This window comes from Flavobacterium odoriferum (assembly GCF_025499515.1).
Taxonomy (GTDB): domain Bacteria; phylum Bacteroidota; class Bacteroidia; order Flavobacteriales; family Flavobacteriaceae; genus Flavobacterium; species Flavobacterium odoriferum.
On record NZ_JAMKFA010000009.1, the window covers coordinates 19,507 to 33,093 of the forward strand.

Sequence of the window (13,587 nt, forward strand, 5' to 3'; positions counted from 1 at the left end):
AATAGTATTTCTTTTTAATTTAAACTATTGTTATTTCCAAATTTATTCGTACTATTGCATAGTATTAGTCGTAAGTACTTCATTCTGCGACACCTTACACTACAAAAAAAATCTTATCATTTTTTGTTTTTAATCAACCAACAATTTTATTCAAAATATATCCATGTTTGATATTGAAGTATTAAAAGAGATGAAACTCTCTGATTTGCAAGAAATTGCAAAAGTAGCTAAGATTAATAAATACCGTTCGCTAAAAAAAGACGATTTAGTGTATCAAATCTTAGATTTACAAGCAGCCAAGCCCGAAGTTATAAAATCGGAAATTCCAACAGAAAAAAAGGCTGAATTACCAAAAGAAAAAAGGGCTAGAATTCTTCCCAAAAAAGAAGTAAATCAAGCACCAAAAATTAAAAAAGACTTGTTTTCGCAACCTTTGAAAGAGTTACCAGTAGAAGTGATTCCAGTTAAAGAGGAAGTTATTGAAGAAGTTATTGGAGAAGTTAAAGCGGAAGCACCAAAAGAATTTGCTCCCAAACCAAACAACAAATTACCCCGTAAAGATTTTAAAGAAAAAAAACCTTTACCACATAAAGTTACAAAAGAGGAAGCTCCAAAAATGGTTCCTACTGTAACTGAAACCTCAGAAGCAGCTGAAATGGCTCAAAATGAGAAAAATTTGCCTAAAAATCCTAATTATAAAGCAAATCAAAATAACCCAAATCATCCTGATTACAAAAAAAGTAATCCAACAGAAGGAACAAATGGGAACAACGGAAATACCAACAAAAATCCACATCAAAATAAAAAACAAAATTTTAGAGAACCCGATTATGAGTTCGATGGAATTATTGAAAGTGAAGGTGTTTTAGAAATGATGCCTGATGGTTATGGATTTTTGCGTTCGTCAGATTATAACTATTTAGCTTCGCCAGATGATATTTATTTATCAACTTCACAAATTCGTTTGTTCGGATTAAAAACAGGTGATACTGTAAAAGGAGTAGTACGTCCTCCAAAAGAAGGTGAAAAATATTTTCCTTTGGTAAAAGTATTAAAAATCAACGGTCATGATCCGCAAGTGGTTCGTGATAGAATTTCGTTTGAGCATTTAACGCCCGTTTTTCCTACAGAAAAATTCAATTTAGCAGATAGAAATAGCACGATTTCAACCCGTATTATCGATTTGTTTTCACCAATTGGAAAAGGACAACGTGGAATGATTGTTGCTCAACCAAAAACGGGTAAAACGATGTTGTTAAAAGATGTTGCAAATGCAATTGCAGCGAATCATCCAGAGGTTTACTTGATTGTTTTATTAATTGACGAACGTCCTGAAGAGGTAACAGATATGCAACGCAGTGTGCGTGGTGAAGTAATTGCTTCAACTTTTGATAGAGAGCCACAAGAGCACGTGAAAATTGCAAATATTGTTTTAGAAAAAGCAAAACGTTTGGTAGAATGTGGTCATGATGTGGTAATTTTATTAGATTCTATTACCCGTTTAGCAAGAGCCTATAATACTGTACAACCAGCATCTGGAAAAATATTAAGTGGTGGTGTTGATGCGAATGCGTTACAAAAACCAAAACGTTTCTTTGGAGCGGCTCGTAATGTTGAAAATGGTGGTTCGTTGAGTATTATCGCTACAGCATTAACAGAAACTGGTTCTAAAATGGACGAAGTTATCTTTGAAGAATTTAAAGGAACGGGTAACATGGAATTACAATTGGATAGAAGAATTTCAAACAAACGTATTTTCCCTGCCATTGACTTGGTCTCTTCAAGTACACGTCGTGATGATCTATTATTAGACGAAAATACAATTCACAGAATGTGGATTATGCGTAAATATTTAGCCGATATGAATCCAGTAGAAGCGATGGACTTTATTCACGATAGATTTAAGAAAACGCGAAACAATGAAGAATTTCTAATTTCGATGAATCAATAAAATAAGAACTCCGATTTTCATCGGAGTTTTTTTTATTTTTTATTTTTCCCAGAATTAAACTTAAAACGTTCAACCGGATTTTCAGGTTTTACTTTTTTTTCGGTGGGTTTTCCTTTACCAAAAGGTTTCTTCGCACCGGTTGATTTAGGCTTAAAAGTTTTTTTATCACCTTCCTTAGCTTCCTTTTTCTTTGGATCTGATTCATCTTTATATACTTCTTTTAAAGGCACTTTTGAGGCTTTAATCGAATTTAAAACTTCCATGGGTTGTTTGGGATCTTCTTTGGTGCCACGCAAATAAATAACCAAACCATTTAAAAAATTGCGTAATAATTGATCACCGCATTCCATAAAATTTGGATGGTCTTCGCTTCTAAAAACATTTGCTAACTCTCCTTTAGAAACCCTAAAGTTAACTAAATTTAAAACTTCAATAATTTGGTCATCACGCAATTGTAAAGCTACACGCAACTTCTTAAAAATATCATTATTATTCATCTGTATCAATTTTAATATTCATATAACTCAAGTTCAAGAGCAATCCCGAAGTTTCGGGACAAAATTCAAACTCAAAACTTCTAAAGTTTAAAAAAGCCAAAGGTACGCTTTTGCAAATTCTTTTGACCATAATTTCTCATTATGTTTTCCATCAGGTACCACCTTGGTTCGTGTTAAGTGCAAACAAGAACAACGCTTGGTATTGACTAAATCTATCATTCGTTCCATGTCAGCAACCATAGTTTCACTTTCATTGTCACCACACATAAAATAAAGTTTTGATTTCAGTTTTTTAGTATTTTCGCTTAAGGTATACATTTCAGGATTAATCCAAAAAGCAGGCGAAAACACAATTGCTTTTCCAAACACTTTTGGATATTTCAAAGCCGCATAATACGAAACCAATCCGCCAAGTGAACTACCGCCAATAGCCGTGTTGTATGTACCCGTTTTGGTTCTGTAAGTTGCATCGATATAGGGTTTTAAGTTGGATACAATAAAATCCAAATAGTTATTGGCATTTCCTCCTCCATATTGTTCGTTTTTAAACGGAGTCAATTCATCAATTCGCTTCTCATTACCATGCTCAATTCCTACAACTATCACTTCTGCTTTCAAGCTATCCAAAGTTTCATCAATTTGCCATTCGCCAGCATAAGCAGTTTTTGCATCAAATAAATTTTGTCCATCATGCATATATATGACAGGAAATTTTTTTGTGCTTGTCGCATAATTTTCAGGCAAATACAACCATATTTTTTTAGAAGTTTGCAATTGTGGAGCTTCAATTGTAAAGGTTGAAACGTTTTTTTGCGCATTACAAACTGTAAATGTTAATAAAAAAAAGAAGGGAAATAAGAATAAATGCTTTTTCATTTTTATATTTGATAAATCAACACATTATAAAATTAGTATTTTGATGGATAGTTACCAAGAAAAGATAGCTTTATTGCAAGAAATGATTGCATTTGCATTGGTAGATGGCGAATTGCATGATAGAGAATATGATTTTTTAGAAATTGTATCTAAAGAACTTGAAATAGAAAAAGAAACTTTCTTGAAATTGTTCGAGAACAGAGGTGAAACTATTGTTATCAAAGATGAATTCAATAGAATTTGTCAGTTTTATCGTTTAGCTTTATTAATGCATTGTGATGGAATACTTCACGAAAGAGAACAAATCAAAATCAACGAAATTGGTATTAACATGGGATTAAATCCGTATGCTATGAAACGTGTTTTGCATTTAATGAAAACTTCACCTAATAGAATGGTACCAGGCGAAGTCTTGTTATCGGTTTTTAGTGAACAACACAATTAACTTGCCGGAACTTCGTCAAAATTCACCATCCAATTGATGCCAAATTTATCTGTAAACATTCCGAAATAAGCACCCCAAAATGTTTTTTCCATTGGCATAATAATGGTTCCATTAGCCGAAAGGCCGTTGAATAATTTATCAGCTTCTTCTTTACTATTGGTATTAATTGAAACCGAAAAATTATTCCCAAATGTAACATCGCCACTAAATGATGTGCTGTCGCTTCCCATTAAAATAGTTTCTTTACTAATAGGTAAACTTACATGCATTATTCTATTTCCTTCGTCTTCACTTGGAGGCGGACAGTTTTCATCTGCTGGCATATCTTTGAACCTACCTAAATATGTAAAATCTCCACCAAAAACTGATTTGTAAAAATTAAATGCTTCTTCTGTGTTACCATTAAAGGTAAGATAAACGTTTACTGTTGCCATGATTTATTGATTTATGTGTTTTTTAAAATTGTCTAATATTGCTTGCCATCCATTTCGTTGTAGCTCATGCGAGTGAACATTTTCTGGTTCAAAAATTTCGGTAAGAATTACTTTAGCATCAAAAAAAACAAATTTTACAATCACTTTTCTACCATCTGCTATTTTGTAAATTATTTTTTTATGGAATTCAATTGCTTCATAAGTTCCTTCAAAGTCAAAAGCAATGGGTTCTTCTTTTGAAGCCATTGCATATTTGAATGTTCCGCCTACTTGCAAATTGTTTTCAGCTTTTGGACAATGCCAATCATCGGAAGCAAAATTCCATTTGGTAATATGTTCTGGTTTGGTAAAAAAGTCCCAAACCTTTTCAACCGAAGCATCAATTGTGGTGCGAACTGCAATTGATTTGACAATTGGGTTTTCTGCTATAGCCTTAATATTTTCTAATGCTTTAGGGAAAGAATCTTCAAAAAAATCAATATATTGTTCTAATGAATCTACAGAAACAAGTAAAGTAGTTATTATATTTTCTTCAGTTAAAGTATAGCGTTCTTCGCAACCTGTCCATTGTTTGGTTTCGTCATCAAGAGGCAATTCTTTTAAATTATTAATGTTTCCAATGTGTGCAAAAACCATTGATTCAAACGGCTTGTTCTCACTAATTTTTGAATACATTCCATCTCCAGAAGGTGATAAAAAGTGAATTTTACTTCCTTCTTCCCAACTTGAAATAGCATACGAACCATCACAAAAAGCTTTTGTCCAACTTTCGTAGTTTTCATCATCCCAAAGTGAATACCAAACTTTTTCTTTAGGAGCATTGATTGATATTTTAAATTCTAATTTTTTCATTTTGAGCAAATTAAATGAAGACTAAAGTTACGCTTTTTTTATGAATTGATTAATTTCCAAATTGCGATTCATTTGATTTGATGTATTCTACAATTAAGCTTACAACATCTTCTTCGGTTTCGTTAGTAAAGAAAATTTCGTCTAAGTCTTCCCAACCCGAAAGTGTTTCTTCATCTGCTTTTGCAATTAAAGCCTGACGATCTTCTAAATCTACGGTGTAGGCTTTTGGAAAAGTTTTTACAGCGTTGGCAATTAATTCAGCTGTTTTCGGTGCTTTGATTTCTTGATATGAAGTAATTATTTCTTCTACAAAATTTCCAGCTTCTGAGTTAAAAAAGAATTGAAGTCCACCTTCACCCATAGCACCTTCGAAAATATCTATAAAAACAAATACTTTTTCTGCATCAGTTAAATCAGAAAATTCTTCAGTCTCTTCTTTTTTCTGCCAAATAATCTCTCCGATTGCTTCTATGATTGCAACTTCGTCTTCTAACTTTAATATGTTGTTAATTTTACTCATAATTTATAATTTATCTTGTAATATTTTTATGTCATCTCGTAATTTGGCGGCTTGCATAAAGTCTAATTCTTTAGCGGCTTTTTCCATCATTTTACGTAAATCTCTGATTTTTTTCTCAATTTCGGGTTTACTCAAGTATAAACTTTCTGGTTCTGCAGCTTTTAGTGCTTCTTTCTCAAAATAACCTGTTGAAACAGAATTTCCACTCAAAGCACTTCCTAAACTTTTATTTAATGCTTTTGGCTGTAAATTATTTTCAGTATTGTAACGTGTTTGTTTTTCTCTTCGGTATATAGTTTCATCAATAGTTTTTTGCATAGAAGCTGTAATTTTATCAGCATACATAATCGCTTTTCCATTCACATTACGTGCAGCACGACCTACAGTTTGCGTTAACGAACGATGACTACGCAAGAAACCTTCTTTATCGGCATCTAAAATAGCAACTAAGGAAACTTCTGGTAAATCCAAACCTTCACGTAATAAATTAACACCAATTAGCACATCAAAAACACCTTTACGTAAATCTTGCATGATTTCCACACGCTCCAAAGTATCTACATCCGAGTGAATATAGCGACAACGAATCGAAACTTTGGTCAAATATTTAGCTAATTCTTCAGCCATACGTTTGGTCAAAGTTGTTACCAAAACGCGTTCATCTGCTTCACATCGCAACTGAATTTCTTCTATTAAATCGTCAATTTGATTGGCACTTGGTCTAACTTCAATAATTGGGTCAAGCAACCCTGTTGGACGAATAACTTGTTCTACATAAACGCCCTCAGACTTTTGCAATTCGTAATCTGCAGGAGTTGCTGAAACATACACCACTTGGTTTTGCAGAGCTTCAAATTCTTCAAATTTCAAGGGGCGATTGTCCATTGCTGCGGGTAATCTAAAACCATATTCTACTAAGTTTTCTTTACGACTTCTATCGCCTCCATACATAGCATGAACTTGAGAAATGGTTACGTGACTTTCATCAACAACCATTAAAAAATCATCTGGAAAATAATCCAATAGACAGAATGGTCTTGTTCCAGGTTCACGACCATCTAAATAACGCGAATAGTTTTCAATTCCTGAGCAATATCCTAATTCGCGAATCATTTCTAAATCGAAATTGGTACGTTCTTCTAATCGTTTTGCTTCTAAATGTTTGCCAATTTCTTTGAAATAATCGACTTGTTTGACCAAATCTTGTTGGATAGCCCAAATGGCGTTTTGCAAAACATCAGGTGAAGTCACAAACATATTCGCAGGATAAATTGTTAGTTTTTCATAACGTTCTAAAACCTTAGCAGTTCGTGCATCAAAGGCTTCAATTTCTTCAATTTCATCGCCAAAAAAGTGAATTCGGAATGGTTCATCACCATAACTTGGGAAGATTTCGACAATATCACCTTTGATTCTGAAATTTCCGGGATTAAAATCGGCTTCGGTTCTTGAATATAAACTTTGCACTAATTGATGCAGTAGTTTAGTACGAGAAATTTCCTGACCTGTTTCTAAATTGATTACGTTTTTTTGGAATTCAACTGGATTTCCAATTCCGTACAAACAAGAAACCGAGGAAATTACAATAATATCACGTCGGCCCGAAAGTAGGGCAGAAGTAGTACTTAATCGTAGTTTTTCTAACTCTTCATTAATTGATAAATCTTTTTCAATATAAGTTCCAGTAACGGGAATAAAAGCCTCTGGCTGATAATAATCGTAATATGAAACGAAATATTGCACCGAATTATTCGGAAAAAACTGCTTAAATTCGGAATATAATTGTGCTGCAAGTGTTTTGTTATGTGCTAAAACTAAAGTCGGTTTTTGTACTTCTTGTACCACATTTGCTACAGTAAATGTTTTTCCAGAACCTGTAACTCCTAATAAAGTTTGGTACTTTTCACCATTGATAATGCCTTTTGAAAGTTTTTCAATAGCTTGTGGTTGGTCACCGGTTGGTTTATAATCAGATACGACTTGGAATTTCATTTAAAGCTTCTATTTTTACAAAAGTACTATATATTTTAATGAATAATGTAAGTGTATCCCATACTAATTTCGCTATAATCGGCCTGACCCAAATTACTACAAATATAGGCTCCAATAGAAAAATTGTGTTTAGGGAAATTTTTAGTGTTTAATAGATAATATTTTAGCCCTAATTTGCCAGAAATGAAACGTTTAAACCAATAGTAATTATCTAATTCACTTGGTTTATAGTTATCTGTTTCAGGAACATAAATTTCATTGTTTAATCTGTAATCAATTTTATAGAATGGCTTGTCTATATTAATTCCAATTTCTGCTTCAAAGGCAAAATGATTCATAAGAATTTCTCCATTTATGAATAATCCGTATGCAGATGAGTTGTAAAATGGATTTTTCTTTAAGTTTGGATAGTCTTCATTGACTAAATATTTTTCATCTTTGATATAGTCGTAATAATTTTCATAGAATTTATAAAATAAACCAATTCCAATTTTGTAGGTGTTTTTATAGATTTTTCCATAGGCAAACGATGTTGAATAAACTTCTTTTCTCGAATTCTCTAATCGATATAATGATTGTTGACCAATTCCTGCTTTAAAATGATAAAATGATTTAGGTTTAGTATCTATGTTATCGATTGAACTTGTAATTGTTTCGATTGGTTTTGAATTAAATTTAAAGTTTAAACCGATTGAAAATGTATTTAAGCCTTGATTAGGCCATTTAACATGTCCATTTGAATGATGTGAATATCCTAAACTTGCCCTAGTATTAAAACTATTATTTGAGAAAAGCGAATAATATAAAAACATTCTGTATGCCCAAGTTATTTTTGTAGAGATAGCTTTGTTCTGCCAATTTTTTCCATCATCAAAATTTTTATCAAAATAAGAAGCGCCAATTGCTGAATTTAGATGTAATTTTTTGGTTTTTGAATTAAATAAAGGCACTTCTAAATATGGCATTACACTGTAAGAAGATCCAACAAATTCATTATTTCCATAATTACTATATTGAAAAAGTATTCCAGTTTCAGGATTTTGGAGTGATTGAACCCAAGCTTCTTCAGAAAAGTGTTTTTTTCCAACTGAAATACTAAGTGTTTGATTTGTTTTTAGTTCTGGAAAAAATTCATTGGCTGGAGATGTTTTTCCTAAAACGTATTCTGCATTAAATGTTGTTTGTGAAAATGATTTAGGTATAATCAAATAACATAATACAATTATAAAGAGTAATTTTTTAAAATTCATAGGCTAACTGTTTAATCCCAACATTCCATTAAGAGTAAATCGCCTTTTTCATGAACAATTGAAACAATTCCGTCTTCAGTGACATGATTGCTACTTCCAGTACGATATCCTATGGTAAGTTCTTCGTTATTAAGTGGATAAAATAAATTTTTTGTTGTAATTCCGCTTACTTTTCCAATCGGAATTAATGATAATGTCGTATTTGCAATATACCATTTATCGTATTTATTAGGTAATAAAAATACTTTAGAGTGATCATCAATAATAACAATTTTTAGCTGATTGCGATAGGCTACAATGTTTGTAATATTTGTAATAGTATGATCAGCACGTTTTCCGGTTGCCCAAATTACGTTTACTGCCTTATGACCTTTATCAATCAAATAATCAAATGCTTTTTCTAAATCAGTTTTCTCTTGATTAGGTGTATGAACAATTTCTAACGGATATTGTTTTTCTAAGTAATATTCTGGATTGAAACCTCTATCGAAATCGCCCAATAAAACATCAACTTTAATGCCTAATTCTAACACGCGTTCAATTGCCGAATCTAAAACAATTACTAACGGCGACCATTCTAATAGTTGACCCATTAACTCTTCGCTACACGATGCACCGTTAGCAATAATTAATGCAGGTTCTTGGTCGTCGCGAACGATGTGGTGTGATGACATTTTTAAGATTTAATGCCGTAAATATATCGTTTAAAAAAATTAAGTGCAAGAACAATGTCAAATTTGAATTTTTCAATTGAACTTAAAAATTACTGAACCAAATAATCAATTGCGTCAATTTCACCAAGGAAAAAGTAACCTAACGGAAAATCATCAGTACTAGTTTCATTGACAATATTTCCTCTTACAGTAGCTGGTGGAGTTGCAAATGGATTTCCAGAACCACTTCCAGCAATTGCAATTAGTTTATTCATGTAGTTGTAATAACCAATGGATATGCCTTGAACACTTAATCCTAGTGTTATTCCAGGTTCTGTTTCACTGCTTCCATAAAATCCAAACATTACATTTCCTTGAAAAAACTCATCGCTCACAACACCAAATTCAGGGATTTGTTTGTTAGGGTTTTTAACGCCTAATAAATAATAATTATCTTCAGCTCCATTATCTTGATAAAAATATTTTATTTCAATTTCATCTTCACCTGTGATTCCTTGAACGGTTTCTTGAGTAATATTAATAATTTCTGGAGTTGCAAATAATTTACTCGATGCTCTATAAAATTGACTATCATACTGTATAGCTAAGGTGTAGGTTTCATCAATTACTGGAACAAAATTCGTGCAAATATATTCGCCAGAATTTGGAACAGTTTCTAGAAAGTCAAATTCGGTTCCGCCACTGTTAATTACTTTTACAACAGCACCAGAAGCTGGTAAAATATCATTGGTATAAAAATCGTTTGTTAAACTTAATTTTATGGTTTGATTTTCACCTGAAGTGCCTTTTTGCCATTTTATAATTGCATCAATTACTAATTTTGGTTCCGCATTATTCAAGTCAATATCTACTACTTTTTCGCAACTTGAAAAAAGAGTTATAAGTAATAAAAATGAGATATATAAAGTTGTTTTTTTCATTAGATTAAAATTTAAAATTATAAGATACCGAAGGAACAATTCCGAAAATAGAAAGTTTTACAGCTTCGTTATTACCTGTTTCAGAATTTTGTCTAAAGCTGATGGAAGCCGCATTGTATCTACTGTACAAGTTGTAAATTCCAAAAACCCATTCACGTTTGTATTTGTGTTTTTCTTTGTGTTTTGGCGTCAAAGTTGCCGAAATATCCAAACGATGATAAGCTGGTAATCTATCTTCGTTTCGTGAATTATAACTTGGAATTGTTACACCTTGGAAAACGTATTTTCCTGTTGGAAAGGTTACAGGTTGCCCCGTTTGTAAGGTAAAATTTGCACCAAAAGTCCATTTTTGATTCAATTTATAACTTCCAGTTACGGCTAAATTGTGGGTCTTATCGTAAGCCGATCGGTACCAATCACCATTGTTAATTCCAATCTCTGTAGGAGTCCTTCCGGGTGTTTGTTGTTCTGAACGTGAAAGAGTATAGGCAACCCAACCATTGAAATCACCCGAGTTTTTTCGGAACAAAACTTCTAAACCATACGAACGCATTCTTCCGTTTAAAATAACTTGTTCGATTGCTTCATTCGCTATTAAGTCGGCTCCATCAATATAATCGATACGGTTTTTGACTTTTTTATAGTAACTCTCAACCTCCAGTGAATAATCTCCTTTTTGAAAATTTCTAAAATAACCAATCGCGATTTGATCTGCAATTTGTGGTTTAATGTAATTATCGCTTGGCGTCCAAACGTCTAATGGCGTAGGCGAAGCAGTATTTGAAACCAATTGCATGTATTGTGTCATACGATTATAACTGGCTTTAACCGATTGATTATCATTTATTTCGTATGCAATTGTTAATCTTGGTTCAAAATTTGAATAATCGGCAATGGTTTTGTTTTTTCCAAAATATTTTGTTGAAATTGGTGTTCCTTTTTCATAAATTTTTAATTCTTCGTCATACACAACTGCCTGATTATTTGCGTAATAATTTATGGTAGAACTTCCTAATCTGTAAAAAGAACTGTAGCGAAATCCGTAAGAAACATTCAGTTTTTTTGAAAGCGTTTGTTCCATTTCAGCATAAATTCCAGTTTCAAGTGCAAACTTTTTATCCAATTGTTTATAATTGATAGAAGATTCATCATTCAATGGACTAATTGTTCCTGGATTTAAGTCGTAATAATTCAAATTGGTTCCAAAATTCAGTTTCATTTTATCCGAAAGATAGTATTTGAAATCATATTTGATGTTGTAATTTTTAATACCAGATTCCCAAGTAAATCCAATAAAATCTAAATCTAAGCCATAATAATAATCGCTATAAATTAAAGAAAGATTAGAAAAAAGTTTATCTGAAAATAAATGATTCCATCTCAAATTAATAGTTGAATTTCCATACGTATTCGTAAAAGATTCACTCAATGAAAAAATATCTCTTCCAAAATATCCAGATAAATAAAGATTGTTGTTGCTGTTGATTTTATAATTGATTTTTGTGTTCAAATCATAGAAATAAGCCACATTTTTATTGTCTGTAAATTTTAAAAATAAGTGAGCATAAGAACCTCTTCCAGCAACAATAAACGAACTTTTATCTTTTATAATTGGACCTTCAGCTAATAACCTACTCGAAATTAGTCCAATTCCACCATTCATGCTGAATTTATTACTATTTCCATCTTTTTGATAAATATCTAATACAGAGGATGCTCTTCCGCCAAATCGGGAAGGAATTCCACCCTTGTATAGCGATAAATCTTTAATTGCATCTGGATTAAATACTGAAAACAATCCAAAAACGTGAGAAGTATTATACAATGTAGCCTCGTCTAAAAGTACTAAATTTTGATCGGCACCACCACCACGAACATTAAATCCCGATTGTCCTTCACCAGCATTAGTAACACCAGGCAGAAATAAAAGCGATTTGATAATATCAACTTCGCCTAGTAAAACAGGCATTTGTTTAATGGTGTTAATTGACAATTTTGTAACGCTCATTTCGGGTTTTTTAATTTTAGTTTTATAGGTGTTCTCAACTAAAATCACTTCGTTTAATTCGGTAGTTGTTTCAAGAAGGCTGAAATTTTTCTTTGTACTTTGATTCAAATCTATTTTTTCGACCGCCGAACTATATCCTAAATAATCGGTTTGAACTGTGTAGGTTCCTTTTGGAATTGTTAAGGAATAAAAACCATACTCATTGGTATAGGTTCCAACTTTTAATTCGCTAATATAAACAGAAACGCCAATTAAGGTTTCATTATTTTTCCCATCAGAAATAACACCGCTTAGCGTTATTTTTTCTTGCGAATAGCTAAAAATGGTAAAAAATATAAAAATTGTAAAAAGTTTGAATTTTAAAATCATTTCAGCATAGTTTTTGTTATACAAATTTCAACATTAAATTTAGTTAAAGTTTAAAACAAATGTTAATTTGTGATTAAATACTGATAAAAATTTTAATTTTACTTTCTAAGAAAATAAACCCAATGAATTTCAAAATCATTTTACTTATAGTTTGTTGTAGCGTTCAATGGAGTTGGGCACAAAAAGATACACCTTTTAAAACAACAAAGTTGAAATTAAATTGGGATGCACCTGACATAGTAGAGCCAACTTCTACTTCGCCAGGAATTGAGTACAAGAGTATTTTGGAAAAAGATGATTCTTATTTAAAACGGTATTCTGTTCTTAAAAAAGACAATCAAAAAACCAGTGTTTTAGAAAAAAAATCTGATTTTAAAAATCCTGGTGACGAATACAAAAACAAATTAAATAAAGAAATTGCTGAAGGAAGTAAAGTAGATGTTTTTTTTGGAAAATTTGTTGTTAATACACCAACCTTGATTATCAAAACTAGAGATCACATGGATCCTGATGGTGATAAAGTTAGAGTTATTGTTGATGATGTTGTGGTGATTTTAGTAATTGAATTAGAAAGTTCTTTTAAAACACATACGGTTGATTTAAAAGAAGGCGATAATTTATTGGATATTTTAGCGTTAAATCAAGGATTATCAGGACCAAATACAGCAACGTTTGCTTTATATGATGGGAATAACAATTTGATTACAACTAATGATTGGAACTTAAATACTGGTTTAGCTGCTAAGTTTTTAATCGAATATATCAAACCAATTGAAAAAAAATAAAGCAACCATTTGGC

The 13,587-nt window shown here is 31.8% G+C and carries 13 protein-coding genes; 3 read left to right on the plus strand and 10 right to left on the minus strand.

Features of this window, described 5'->3' with window-relative positions; translation table 11 throughout:
- The first annotated feature begins 163 nt into the window (after positions 1-163).
- Positions 164-1,951: a transcription termination factor Rho gene (rho, locus tag M9Q43_RS07940; RefSeq protein ID WP_262318404.1), complete on the plus strand. Its 1,788-nt coding sequence runs from the start codon at positions 164-166 to the stop codon at positions 1,949-1,951.
- Positions 1,952-1,983: 32 nt separating this feature from the next.
- Here rho and M9Q43_RS07945 read toward each other — a convergent pair whose 3' ends face one another.
- Both M9Q43_RS07945 and M9Q43_RS07950 read right to left on the minus strand, forming a co-directional pair.
- Positions 1,984-2,448, minus strand: coding sequence for a DUF1456 family protein (locus tag M9Q43_RS07945; protein ID WP_262318405.1), 465 nt, complete (start codon positions 2,446-2,448; stop codon positions 1,984-1,986).
- Positions 2,449-2,535: 87 nt separating this feature from the next.
- Complete coding sequence (locus tag M9Q43_RS07950) at positions 2,536-3,324, minus strand: alpha/beta hydrolase (protein ID WP_262318406.1); 789 nt, start codon at positions 3,322-3,324, stop codon at positions 2,536-2,538.
- A gap of 43 nt (positions 3,325-3,367) precedes the next feature.
- Between M9Q43_RS07950 and M9Q43_RS07955 the strand changes: the two genes are divergently transcribed.
- Complete coding sequence (locus M9Q43_RS07955) at positions 3,368-3,769, plus strand: TerB family tellurite resistance protein (RefSeq protein WP_262318407.1); 402 nt, start codon at positions 3,368-3,370, stop codon at positions 3,767-3,769.
- Here the strand turns inward: M9Q43_RS07955 and M9Q43_RS07960 are convergent.
- From M9Q43_RS07960 to M9Q43_RS07995, 8 genes are all read right to left on the minus strand, one after another.
- Positions 3,766-4,203 (minus strand): VOC family protein, encoded by a 438-nt coding sequence (locus M9Q43_RS07960; RefSeq protein WP_262318408.1) that lies wholly within the window; start codon positions 4,201-4,203, stop codon positions 3,766-3,768. The genes M9Q43_RS07955 and M9Q43_RS07960 overlap by 4 nt on opposite strands.
- Before the next feature lie 3 nt (positions 4,204-4,206).
- Positions 4,207-5,055, minus strand: a complete 849-nt coding sequence (locus M9Q43_RS14190) for an SRPBCC domain-containing protein (RefSeq protein ID WP_316044627.1) — start codon at positions 5,053-5,055, stop codon at positions 4,207-4,209.
- A gap of 49 nt (positions 5,056-5,104) precedes the next feature.
- Complete coding sequence (locus tag M9Q43_RS07970) at positions 5,105-5,575, minus strand: DMP19 family protein (protein ID WP_262318409.1); 471 nt, start codon at positions 5,573-5,575, stop codon at positions 5,105-5,107.
- 3 nt (positions 5,576-5,578) lie between these two features.
- Positions 5,579-7,567 carry an excinuclease ABC subunit UvrB gene (gene uvrB, locus M9Q43_RS07975; protein WP_262318410.1) on the minus strand — a complete coding sequence of 663 codons (1,989 nt, stop codon included), beginning with the start codon at positions 7,565-7,567 and terminating at the stop codon, positions 5,579-5,581.
- Between the two features lie 35 nt (positions 7,568-7,602).
- Positions 7,603-8,817, minus strand: a complete 1,215-nt coding sequence (locus M9Q43_RS07980; RefSeq protein WP_262318411.1) for an acyloxyacyl hydrolase — start codon at positions 8,815-8,817, stop codon at positions 7,603-7,605.
- An 11-nt stretch (positions 8,818-8,828) separates the two neighbouring features.
- Positions 8,829-9,491, minus strand: a complete 663-nt coding sequence (locus tag M9Q43_RS07985; RefSeq protein ID WP_262318412.1) for a thiamine diphosphokinase — start codon at positions 9,489-9,491, stop codon at positions 8,829-8,831.
- Between the two features lie 89 nt (positions 9,492-9,580).
- Positions 9,581-10,411 carry a DUF4249 domain-containing protein gene (locus tag M9Q43_RS07990; RefSeq protein ID WP_262318413.1) on the minus strand — a complete coding sequence of 277 codons (831 nt, stop codon included), beginning with the start codon at positions 10,409-10,411 and terminating at the stop codon, positions 9,581-9,583.
- A 4-nt stretch (positions 10,412-10,415) separates the two neighbouring features.
- Positions 10,416-12,788, minus strand: a complete 2,373-nt coding sequence (locus M9Q43_RS07995) for a TonB-dependent receptor (protein WP_262318414.1) — start codon at positions 12,786-12,788, stop codon at positions 10,416-10,418.
- 122 nt (positions 12,789-12,910) lie between these two features.
- On the opposite strand from M9Q43_RS07995, the gene M9Q43_RS08000 reads away from it, so the two are divergent.
- The gene (locus M9Q43_RS08000) at positions 12,911-13,573 is read left to right on the plus strand and encodes a hypothetical protein (protein ID WP_262318415.1); all 663 of its coding nucleotides are present in this window, start codon (positions 12,911-12,913) and stop codon (positions 13,571-13,573) included.
- The last annotated feature ends 14 nt before the right edge of the window (positions 13,574-13,587 follow it).

Excerpts from the sequence above, each read along its gene's own strand:
- rho (WP_262318404.1), top strand. The coding sequence starts at position 164 with ATGTTTGATATTGAAGTATTAAAAGAGATGAAACTCTCTGATTTGCAA.
- M9Q43_RS07955 (WP_262318407.1), top strand. The coding sequence starts at position 3,368 with ATGGATAGTTACCAAGAAAAGATAGCTTTATTGCAAGAAATGATTGCA.
- M9Q43_RS07990 (WP_262318413.1), bottom strand. The coding sequence starts at position 10,411 with ATGAAAAAAACAACTTTATATATCTCATTTTTATTACTTATAACTCTT.
- M9Q43_RS07945 (WP_262318405.1), bottom strand. The coding sequence starts at position 2,448 with ATGAATAATAATGATATTTTTAAGAAGTTGCGTGTAGCTTTACAATTG.
- M9Q43_RS07980 (WP_262318411.1), bottom strand. The coding sequence starts at position 8,817 with ATGAATTTTAAAAAATTACTCTTTATAATTGTATTATGTTATTTGATT.
- M9Q43_RS07995 (WP_262318414.1), bottom strand. The coding sequence starts at position 12,788 with ATGATTTTAAAATTCAAACTTTTTACAATTTTTATATTTTTTACCATT.
- uvrB (WP_262318410.1), bottom strand. The coding sequence starts at position 7,567 with ATGAAATTCCAAGTCGTATCTGATTATAAACCAACCGGTGACCAACCA.
- M9Q43_RS07970 (WP_262318409.1), bottom strand. The coding sequence starts at position 5,575 with ATGAGTAAAATTAACAACATATTAAAGTTAGAAGACGAAGTTGCAATC.
- M9Q43_RS08000 (WP_262318415.1), top strand. The coding sequence starts at position 12,911 with ATGAATTTCAAAATCATTTTACTTATAGTTTGTTGTAGCGTTCAATGG.
- M9Q43_RS07950 (WP_262318406.1), bottom strand. The coding sequence starts at position 3,324 with ATGAAAAAGCATTTATTCTTATTTCCCTTCTTTTTTTTATTAACATTT.
- M9Q43_RS07985 (WP_262318412.1), bottom strand. The coding sequence starts at position 9,491 with ATGTCATCACACCACATCGTTCGCGACGACCAAGAACCTGCATTAATT.
- M9Q43_RS07960 (WP_262318408.1), bottom strand. The coding sequence starts at position 4,203 with ATGGCAACAGTAAACGTTTATCTTACCTTTAATGGTAACACAGAAGAA.
- M9Q43_RS14190 (WP_316044627.1), bottom strand. The coding sequence starts at position 5,055 with ATGAAAAAATTAGAATTTAAAATATCAATCAATGCTCCTAAAGAAAAA.